This window comes from Novosphingobium sp. 11B, assembly GCF_054589055.1.
In genome coordinates this window covers 23,960-30,087 of record NZ_BAAILP010000240.1, presented here as the reverse complement: position 1 = coordinate 30,087, position 6,128 = coordinate 23,960, and the positions used below count along the sequence as shown (strand labels likewise).

At 67.2% G+C, this 6,128-nt stretch carries 6 protein-coding genes; 3 read left to right on the top strand and 3 right to left on the bottom strand.

Features of this window, described 5'->3' with window-relative positions; all coding sequences use genetic code 11:
* Positions 1–131 precede the first annotated feature (131 nt).
* Genes ACYPYD_RS21650 through ACYPYD_RS21640 form a run of 3 tightly spaced genes read right to left on the bottom strand, consistent with a single transcriptional unit; the run spans position 132 to position 2,386 of the window.
* Positions 132–632 (bottom strand): CinA family protein, encoded by a 501-nt coding sequence (locus ACYPYD_RS21650; RefSeq protein ID WP_008828554.1) that lies wholly within the window; start codon positions 630–632, stop codon positions 132–134.
* A gap of 2 nt (positions 633–634) precedes the next feature.
* Complete coding sequence (locus ACYPYD_RS21645; protein WP_008828553.1) at positions 635–1,180, bottom strand: hypothetical protein; 546 nt, start codon at positions 1,178–1,180, stop codon at positions 635–637.
* A gap of 27 nt (positions 1,181–1,207) precedes the next feature.
* Entirely contained in the window at positions 1,208–2,386 is a 1,179-nt protein-coding gene (locus ACYPYD_RS21640; RefSeq protein WP_008828552.1) for a bifunctional 2-C-methyl-D-erythritol 4-phosphate cytidylyltransferase/2-C-methyl-D-erythritol 2,4-cyclodiphosphate synthase, read from the bottom strand.
* Positions 2,387–2,466: 80 nt separating this feature from the next.
* Between ACYPYD_RS21640 and dusB the strand changes: the two genes are divergently transcribed.
* The 3 genes from dusB to ACYPYD_RS21625 are packed head-to-tail and all read left to right on the top strand — an operon-like array spanning position 2,467 to position 6,037.
* On the top strand, positions 2,467–3,498 hold the full coding sequence (gene dusB, locus ACYPYD_RS21635) for a tRNA dihydrouridine synthase DusB (protein ID WP_008828551.1): 1,032 nt from the start codon (positions 2,467–2,469) through the stop codon (positions 3,496–3,498).
* Entirely contained in the window at positions 3,495–4,613 is a 1,119-nt protein-coding gene (locus tag ACYPYD_RS21630; RefSeq protein WP_008828550.1) for a two-component system sensor histidine kinase NtrB, read from the top strand. Before dusB ends, ACYPYD_RS21630 begins: the two co-directional genes overlap by 4 nt.
* Positions 4,610–6,037 carry a sigma-54-dependent transcriptional regulator gene (locus ACYPYD_RS21625; protein ID WP_008828549.1) on the top strand — a complete coding sequence of 476 codons (1,428 nt, stop codon included), beginning with the start codon at positions 4,610–4,612 and terminating at the stop codon, positions 6,035–6,037. Before ACYPYD_RS21630 ends, ACYPYD_RS21625 begins: the two co-directional genes overlap by 4 nt.
* Positions 6,038–6,128: the final 91 nt, after the last annotated feature.

Here is a 6,128-nt window from a genome sequence, read left to right as displayed (position 1 = left end):
TGAACCGTCGTCGTCCCGGACTTGTTTCGGGACCGCTGGCCGTGAACGACCCGGCTCTCGCTGAAGCGCCCTGACGCGAGTTTCAGCCTGAAGACCGCCGGTGCCGGATCAAGTCCGGGACGACGAGTGACTTACGGCAGCAGCAGTTCCAACGCCACGATCGCTGCCTGGTGGCGGATTTCCGCCCGGGTCGTGCCGTCCAACAGTTTCTGTTCGGCGTTGACCTCTTCCTCGCCGCGCCGGGCGCAGGCGAAGACCACGGTGCCGACCGGCTTCATCTCGCTGCCGCCATCCGGCCCGGCGATGCCGCTGATCGCGACCGCGACGTCCGCCCGGCTCTTGCCGATCGCGCCCTGAGCCATGGCCCAGGCCGTCGCGGGAGAGACCGCGCCGAACGAATCGATGATGTCGGAGTGGACCCCCAGCATCTCCATCTTGGCCTCGTTCGAATAGGTAACGAAACCGCGATCAAGCACCGCCGAGGAGCCCGGGATCTCGGTCAGCGCCGCGCAGACGAGGCCGCCGGTGCAGCTTTCGGCCACCGAAACCATGCGGCCGAGTGCCTTGTTCTCCTCGATCACCCTTTGGGCGAGCGCATAGAGGTCTTCCGGGAAGAAGGGATTCGCGGCCATCGTCAGTCCTTGCAAAGCGTCACTTTGCCGAGCTTGGGATCGGCGCTGCCGGCCACATCCATGCTCAGCGCGATCAGTCCGGCGGTGTTCTCGGGCGGGAGGGGCGAGAGCAGGTCGATCGCGAGGTCGAGCTGCTTGCAGGACTTGGGCGCGATCCGCTGCGAGACGAAGCCCTCCACGAAAACGTCGGCCATCTGGCGCAGCGTGTCGTCGGGAAGGCCGGTCATCATGTTCGCGGACCCGCCGCCGCCCTGCGTATTGAGGGCCTTCAACAACGCGGGCTTGGCCTTGGGCCAGTAGCGGTCCTTCTGCGCGGCGTAGCGGGCGGCGAGGCCCGGTCCCTTGGTGCGCAGGAACGCATCGGCCGGCAGGGAGGGGGCGCAGCGCTTCGCGGTGCCGTTGATCGCCTGCGGCAGGGAATAGGCGATCAGCGAGGTCGCCTCGGCCTTGCTGATGCACATCGGCTCGGCCGCCATCGCAGCGCAGGGCGTCATGGCAAGCGCCAGGGCAAGGGTTCGCGGGCCAAGGATTGAAGACAGTCCACGCATGCAGGAAGTTCCTTTGCGCCCCAACAGTTATACCAGACCCAGACTGACCACCGCCTGCGCCGCGATCCCCTCGCGCCGCCCGGTGAAGCCGAGCTTCTCGGTCGTCGTTGCCTTCACGCTGATCGCGGCGATGTCAACGCCGAGTATGTCCGCAAGCCGTTCGCGCATGGCCTCGCGATGCGGTCCGATCTTGGGCGCTTCGCAGATGATGGTGACGTCGGCGTTGGCGAGGGCGTAGCCCTCATCGGCCACCAGTTTGCCCGCGTGGGCGAGGAAGCGGTCCGAAGCGGCGCCTTTCCACTGAGGGTCGCTGGGCGGAAAGTGCTGGCCGATGTCCCCTGCGCCGATCGCGCCGAGCATCGCATCAACGAGCGCGTGGATCGCCACATCGGCGTCGCTGTGGCCAGAGAGCCCATGCGTGTGCGCGATCCGCACGCCGCAGAGCCACAGTTCCTCGCCTTCCTCAAGGCGATGGACGTCGTAACCACTGCCGACGCGCACCAGCGGCTTCGAAGCTCCGAAATCGGCGGCGTAGGTGAGTTTGTGCAAGGTTTCGTCCCCTTCGACGAGTGCCACGTCCATGCCCCATGCCTGCGCGACTTGCGCATCATCTCCGGCATTGGTGGGGCCGTCCCAGTCCCGGTGTGCGGCGAGCACTTCGGCGAAGTGGAAGGCCTGGGGCGTCTGGACCCGACGCAAGTCCTCGCGCCGGGCAGGGGCGCCCATGAGATCGCCCGCCGCATGAGTCAGGCTGTCGGCCACGGGCAGGACCGGTATCGCGCCTTTGTATGCGTCGAGAGCGATCAGCAGGCGTTCGATCACTTCGGCGGGCAGCAGCGGGCGGGCCGCGTCGTGGATCAGGACGCGGTCGGGCTCGGCGCCTGCAAGAACTTCCAGCCCGAGACGCACCGATTCCTGCCGCGTCGCGCCGCCCGTGGTGAACTGCACGCCCGCAATTCCCGCCAGTGCTTCACGGGCGACGGCTTGCGCGCCATCGGGAATGACCACTAGAATCGGCGCGCATCCCGCTGCCGCCAGCGCCTCGACCGAGTGTCGCACGACCGGCTTGCCGCGCCAGCGCGCGAACTGTTTCGGCACCGGCTGACCGGCGCGCAGGCCCTTGCCTGCGGCCACGACGAGCGCGGCAGTACGAATGCCAGTGCGATCACGGGGCGAATTCTGCGGCTCTGAGACGATTTGCGACATTGCCGATGCCGGTAATCGCTTGCCGCATTGAGGGCAATCCACTATGCGCTGCCTGTTTTTTAGGCAGCACTGCACGCATCATGACTCAATTGCCCAATCCTCCGGCACTCAAGCCAATCCAGGTCGGTCCGGTGACGATCGACTGCCCGGTCGTGCTCGCGCCGATGACGGGGGTTTCGGACCTGCCGTTCCGCCGGATGGTGCGCGCCTTCGGGTCGGGCCTCAACGTCACCGAGATGATCGCCAGCCCCGCTGCGATCCGTGAGACGCGCGTGTCGCTGCAGAAGGCGATGTGGGACAAGGTCGAGGACCCGGTCTCGATGCAGCTGGTCGGCTGCGACCCCGAACAGATGGGCGAGGCCGCCAAGCTGGTCGAGGACCGCGGCGCCGCCATCATCGACATCAACATGGGCTGCCCGGTGCGCAAGGTCGTCAACGGTGACGCGGGCTCGGCGCTGATGCGGCAGGTGCCGCTGGCGACCAAGCTGATCGAGGCGACCGTCAAGGCGGTGAAGGTCCCGGTCACCGTCAAGATGCGCATGGGCTGGTGCCACGACAGCCTCAACGCCCCAGAACTCGCGCGGATCGCCGAGGATCTGGGCGCGAAGATGATCACCGTCCACGGCCGCACCCGCAACCAGATGTACAAGGGCGAGGCCGACTGGGCCTTCGTCCGCAAGGTCAAGGACGCGGTGTCGATCCCGGTCATCGTCAACGGCGACATCTGCACCGTGCACGATGCCGCGCAGGCGCTGGAGCAGTCCGGCGCGGACGGCCTGATGATCGGTCGCGGGTCCTACGGGCGTCCCTGGTTTCTCTCGCAAGTCATGCAATGGTGGCGCGGCGAGGCGGTCTCGGCCGATCCCGACATCGCCGGGCAGTACGACATCATCCGTCGCCATTACGAGGACATGCTCGACCACTACGGCGCGGACACCGGCGTCCGGATGGCTCGCAAGCACCTTGGCTGGTACATCAAGGGCGTGCGCGGCTCGGCCGAGTTCAGGAACAAACTGAACTTCATCGCCGATCCTGCTGAAGTCCTTCGTGAAATCGATGAGTTCTATGCTCCCTACCGCGGCACCGACGACAGTCAGCTCCGCGCCGCATGAGCCTGGACACCCGGACCGATCTGCCTGACGCGCAGCGGCTGCTGGCGAGCCTGCCGCATGCCGTGCTGCTGCTGGAGAACGGACGGACGATCGCCTGGCTCAACCCGGCGGCGGAGCAGTTCTTCGGGCAGTCGGCCCGGCGCCTCGTCGGGACGCGGCTGCGCGACATCATGTCGATCTCCGACCGCCGCCTGCTGGATCGGCTATCGGATTCCGAGGCGCCGGTCTCCGCGCGCGAAATCGTGGTGCAGATCAAGGGCAAGGGCGCGCGGCGGATCGACATCAACGTCGGCCCGGTCGCGGACAGTCCCGGCTGGCAGGTCGTGTCGCTCCACGACAATTCCGCGTCCGAGGCGCTTGGCGACGACTCCGGCGGCCCTGACAACGCGGTCCTGCGCGGTCCCGAGATCATGGCGCATGAGATCAAGAACCCGCTCGCCGGCATTCGCGGCGCGGCGCAGCTTCTCGCGCGCAAGGTCGACGAACGGGACAAGGCGCTGACGGACCTCATTACCGGCGAGGTCGACCGCGTCGCGGGGCTTATCGAGCGGATGCAGAAGCTGAGCGGCCGCACGACGCCGCCGGTGGAGCCCTGCAATCTCCACGAGGCAGCCCGCCGCGCCATCGACGTGCTGAACGCGGCCAAGGCGGAGAAGCCGGCGTTCCGGCTCGTCGAGGAGTTCGATCCCTCGCTGCCATCGGTGCTCGGCAGTCCCGACGGGCTGGTGCAGGTGATGATGAACCTGCTCTCCAACGCCGCCGATGCCTGCAAGCACGTCGCCGAGCCGCGCGTGATCATCCGGACCCGCTTCGCCAGCGGCCTGCAGCTTCACACCGGCGATGACGGTGCCCCGCTGCGCCTGCCGATCGAGGTTCGCGTCAGCGACAACGGCCCCGGCATCGATCCGGCCATGCGCGATCATATCTTCGAACCGTTCGTCACCACCAAGAAGTCGGGGCAGGGCCTCGGCCTGCCGCTGGTCCGCAAGCTGGTGCGCGACATGAACGGTCGCATCACCCACGACCGCGACGACGAGAATGGGCTGACCCACTTCCGCATTCACCTGCCGCTCGCCCGCGAGACGCGCAATCGCCCCCGGAGAAAGACGGCATGACGCAGAACGTGCTGCTGGTCGAGGACGACATGTCCATCGCCATCGTCATCACCGCCGCGCTCGAAGCGGAAGGGTTCGGCGTTTCGCACTGCGTCACCATCGCCGAGCGTGACCGGATGCTGGCGGATCGCGGGTTCGCGGCGCTCGTCACCGACGTGATGCTTCCGGACGGCGACGGCATCGAGACGATCGAGCGGGTCCGCGCGCTGCATCCGCACATGCCGATCGTCATTCTCTCGGCCCAGAACACGCTCGATACCGCCGTGCGCGCCACCGATACCGGCGCCTTCGAGTATTTCCCCAAGCCGTTCGACATCGACGAACTGGCGCGCACCGTGCGCCAGGCAGCCGGCACGGCGCAGGGTCTTGCCGCGGACGGCGAGGAGCCGGTCGCGGACGGTCTGCCTCTGGTCGGCCGCAGCGCCGCGATGCAGTCGGTGTTCCGCATGATCACCCGCGTCCTGCGCAACGACCTGACGGTGCTGATCCTGGGCGAATCCGGCACCGGCAAGGAACTTGTGGCCGAGGCGATCCATCAGCTCGGCAATCGCCGCGAAGGCCCGTTCATCGCCGTCAACACCGCCGCGATCCCCGCCGAACTGATCGAGAGCGAACTGTTCGGGCATGAGAAGGGCGCCTTCACCGGCGCCGTCGCGCGTCACGTCGGCAAGTTCGAGCAGGCAGCGGGCGGCACATTGTTCCTCGACGAAATCGGCGACATGCCGATGCAGGCGCAGACCCGCCTGCTGCGCGCGCTTCAGTCGGGCACCGTGCGCCGGGTCGGCGGGCGCGAGGAAATCCGCCTCGACACCCGCATCGTCGCCGCGACCAACAAGGACCTTGAGCCCGAAATCGCTGCCGGGCGCTTCCGTGAGGACTTGTATTACCGGCTCAACGTGGTGCCGATCCACATGCCGCCGCTGCGCGACCGCCGCGACGACATCGACGTCTTGGCGCGCCATTTCCTGCAGCACGCCGCCAACGAGGGGCTACCGCGTCGCCAGTTGACGAAGGAAGCCGCCGACCTGCTCAGCCGCCAGCCCTGGCGCGGCAACGTGCGCGAACTCAAGAACTTCATCTATCGCCTTGCCCTGCTGGCCCGCGAGGACGTGATCGACGCCGAGGCTGTCCTGCCGCTGCTGACACAGGAGGCGCCCCCGCCCGCCGAGGATGGCGGCGCGCCGCGGGCGGTCGATATCGCGACTGCGGTGTCGGAATGGCTCGCGGTCAATCGTCCGCCAAGCGGCTCGATCTACAACAGCGCGATGGCCGCTTTCGAGCGGCCGCTGTTCGCCGAGGTCCTGCGCGAGACTGCAGGCAATCAGTTGCGTGCGGCGCAAGCGCTGGGGATTAATCGCAACACCTTGCGCAAGCGTCTGGGCGAATTGGCGCTCGATCCCGAGGAATTCGCTCGTCGTCCCTAGAAGGGCCTTCGTGGATTTACTCTTGCAGCGGGGTCACAGTCCTGTTGTAACAGCGCAACGATGAGTGAAGTTTCCGTCCAGAAGCGTGCCT